The 3,542-nt window shown below is 68.3% G+C and carries 3 protein-coding genes and 1 pseudogene; 1 reads left to right on the forward strand and 3 read right to left on the reverse strand.

The window, feature by feature from the left end:
- Positions 1-198: pseudogene (locus tag HC022_RS21405) on the reverse strand (hypothetical protein); the annotation flags it as partial.
- Between the two features lie 139 nt (positions 199-337).
- Here HC022_RS21405 and HC022_RS21410 point away from each other — a divergent pair.
- Positions 338-814 (forward strand): DUF4174 domain-containing protein, encoded by a 477-nt coding sequence (locus tag HC022_RS21410; protein ID WP_167453766.1) that lies wholly within the window; start codon positions 338-340, stop codon positions 812-814.
- 7 nt (positions 815-821) lie between these two features.
- Here HC022_RS21410 and HC022_RS21415 read toward each other — a convergent pair whose 3' ends face one another.
- Positions 822-1,355 carry a hypothetical protein gene (locus tag HC022_RS21415; protein ID WP_254885215.1) on the reverse strand — a complete coding sequence of 178 codons (534 nt, stop codon included), beginning with the start codon at positions 1,353-1,355 and terminating at the stop codon, positions 822-824.
- Between the two features lie 192 nt (positions 1,356-1,547).
- On the reverse strand, positions 1,548-3,542 hold a 1,995-nt coding region (locus tag HC022_RS21420; RefSeq protein ID WP_167453767.1), incomplete at its 5' end, for an acetyl/propionyl/methylcrotonyl-CoA carboxylase subunit alpha.

The raw sequence follows: 3,542 nt of genomic DNA on the forward strand, positions 1-3,542 counted from the left end.
CACCCGCCCCGCCGCGCGCTGCGCGTCGCCCGGCCGCGCCCCGGGCTCCATCAGCCCGTGGAACAGCCCCTTGCGGGTCCGCCATAGCCCCCAGACCCCGATCCCCTGCCCCGCGAGCTGCGCATCCGCCCCCCGCAGGTAGGTCTGGAACGAAGTCGAGGCGGCGCGATGGGCGCCCAGGTGCAGGATGATGTCCACGGCCGGATTTCCTTGTGCATGCGATCCCCGGCATCATGCGCCCTCCCCGGTGTGAAACCGGTTAAGGTTGGAAAAAATCCCGATAGTCTCTTGGGAACATTGTGCGGTGCGGCACCCCGTGCCTATATCTTGGGGTATGATGCGCTGGATAAAACCCGTCCTCATCGGACTGTTCACCCTGACGGCGGGCCTTGGCGCGGCGCAGGGTGCCGAAACGCCCGCGGCCGAGGCCATCCGACCGGCGGGCGACGCGACGCTCGAAGACTTCCGCTGGACCAGCCGGCCGCTGGTGGTCTTCGCCGACAATCCGGCCGACCCGCGCTTCTTGCAGCAGATGGAGCTGATCAACGCCCGGCTCGGGGCGCTCGAGGACCGCGACGTGGTGGTGATCACCGACACCGACCCCTCTGCACGTTCGCCGATCCGGCAGGAGCTGCGGCCGCGCGGCTTCATGTTCACGCTGATCTCGAAGGACGGCACGATCCTGCTGCGCAAGCCCGCGCCGTGGGACGTGCGCGAGATCTCGCGGTCCATCGACAAGCTTCCCCTCCGCAAGCAGGAGGTCCGTGACCGGCACTCCGCCGTGCGCCCCCCGATCGACGCCCCCGCCGAGTGACCCGCGCTCAGTCGTAGGAGCGCAGCACCCAGACGCGCTTCTGCTCCCACTCGATCAGCGACAGCACCCGCGCCTGCGGGTCGTAGACCGTGACCACCTCGGGGTTCAGCATCGCCTCGTAGAGCGGCACCTCGAGCCGTTCCTCGAGACAGCCCGTCGCCCCCGAGACGCCGGCGTTGACGATCCCCAGCCCGCTGCGCTGCTCGCGCCCGATCACCTCGCGCGAGATGTCGTCGGGGCTGAGCCCCACGTTGAAGGCTACCGCCCTGCCCCGCTCCATCAGGAACAGCGCCGCGGTCAGGTCGCTCACCGGGATCACCCCCGGCTTCGGATAGCGGGAATAGAGCGAGTAGAGCGCCGCCGTGCAGCCGAGCCGGTCGCGGAAGTAGAGCGGCTCGCGCAGGTAGAGCGTTTCGGAGAGCTGCGCCCTGAGGCTCTGCTCGGTCTCGAAGAAACACCCCGAAAGCGCCATGGACAGGGCCAGCGACATCGCCAGCCCCATGGCCCGGGCGCAGCGCCCGGACCGCCAGGTCCCCGTCATGACACCCACCTCCGCGGCGATGCCCCCACAGGGACAGCGTCGCCGCCAGAGGTTGCCGCAACCTTCGCAGACTGCGGCAACGCCGTGACGTCTCCGACCAATCGAAGACATCTCCCCCGGATCCGGGGGACGCCGTCACGCGGGCGATTGCCTGCGGGGCCGGTATGTCACGGCGAAGGGTCATGGCGCGGGTTACTCGAACTCCATGATCACGTCGTCCACCGCGAGGCTGTCGCCCGGCCCCGCGTTGATCTTCGCGACCACGCCCCGGCGCTCGGCGCGCAGGATGTTTTCCATCTTCATCGCCTCGACGGTGCAGAGCGCCTGGCCCTCCTGCACCTCGTCGCCCTCGGCCACGTTCATCGACACGATGAGACCCGGCATCGGGCAGAGCAGCATCTTCGAGGTGTCCGGCGGCAGCTTCTCGGGCATCAGCCGGGCAAGCTCGGCCTGGCGCGGGGTGCGCACGTGCACCTTGAGATCCGCCCCGCGCGAGCGGATGCGGAACCCGCCCGAGATCTTGCCGACCTTCAGCACCAGCGGCTTGCCGTCCACGGTCATGTGGGCGAGCGTCTGCCCCGGGGTCCAGTCTCCCTCGACCCGCAGGGATGCGCCGTCGGAGAAGGTCACCGTGGCGCCCTGCCGGTCGGCGGCCAGCGTCATGTCGTAGCTCGCACCCTGCAGCGTCACGGTCCACTCGGTGCCGACCTTGCGCTCGTGGTTGTCGAGCGTGCCCGAGATGCGGGCGCGGCGGATCTCGGCGACACGGTTCATCGCGGCACTTGCGGCGGCGATGTCGCGGAGCTTGTCGTCCGACAGCGTCACGCCCTGGAAGCCGTCGGGATATTCCTCGGCGATGAAGGCGGTGGTGATGTTGCCGGTGATGAAGCGCTCGTGGTCCATCACGGCCGCGACGAAGGGCAGGTTGTGGCCGATGCCCTCGACCTCGAAGCTGTCGAGCGCGTTGCGCATCACCTCGATCGCCGCCTCGCGGGTCGGCGCCCACGTGCAGAGCTTGGCGATCATCGGGTCGTAGTACATCGAGATCTCGCCGCCCTCGAAGACGCCGGTGTCGTTGCGCACGATGCCCTCGCCCAGAGCGCCCTCGGCGGGCGGACGGTAGCGGGTCAGGCGGCCGATGGAGGGCAGGAAGCCGCGGTACGGGTCCTCGGCGTAGAGCCGGTTCTCGATGGCCCAGCCGGTGATGCCAACGTCATCCTGAGTGATGCTCAGCGGCTCGCCGTTGGCGACGAGGATCATCTGCTCGACAAGGTCGATGCCGGTGATCAGCTCGGTGACCGGGTGCTCCACCTGCAGGCGGGTGTTCATCTCGAGGAAGTAGAAGTTCTTCTCGCCGTCGACGATGAATTCGACGGTGCCGGCCGAAGTATAGCCCACGGCCTTGGCCAGCGCCACGGCCTGCTCGCCCATCGCCTTGCGGGTCTCGGGGTCGAGGAACGGGCTCGGCGCCTCTTCCACCACCTTCTGGTTCCGGCGCTGGATCGAGCACTCGCGCTCGTTCAGCCAGAGGCCGTTGCCATGCGCGTCACAGAGCACCTGGATCTCGATGTGGCGCGGCTGGGTGACGAATTTCTCGATGAAGATCCGGTCGTCGCCGAAGCTCGAGGCGGCCTCGTTCTTGGAGGACTGGAAGCCCTCGCGCGCCTCCTGGTCGTTCCACGCGATGCGCATGCCCTTGCCGCCGCCGCCGGCGGAGGCCTTGATCATCACCGGGTAGCCGATCTCGCCCGAGATCTTCACCGCCTCGTCGGCGTCCTCGATCAGGCCCATGTAGCCGGGCACCGTGTTCACGCCGGCTTCCTGCGCGATCTTCTTCGAGGTGATCTTGTCGCCCATCGCCTCGATGGCGCCCTTGGGCGGGCCCACGAAGGCGACGCCGGCGGCCTCGAGCGCATCGGCGAACCTGGGGTTCTCGGAGAGGAAGCCATAGCCCGGGTGCACCGCCTGCGCGCCGGTGTCCTTGACGGCCTGCATGATCTTGTCGATCACGATGTAGGACTGGTTGGCCTGCGGCGGGCCGATGTGCACCGCCTCGTCGGCCATGGCGACGTGCAGGGCGTGCTTGTCGGCCTCCGAATAGACAGCCACCGTCTTGATGCCCATCTTCTTGGCCGTCTTCATGACCCGGCAGGCGATCTCGCCCCGGTTGGCGATCAGGATCTTGTC

This window comes from Salipiger sp. HF18 (assembly GCF_011806505.1).
GTDB lineage: Bacteria > Pseudomonadota > Alphaproteobacteria > Rhodobacterales > Rhodobacteraceae > Salipiger > Salipiger thiooxidans.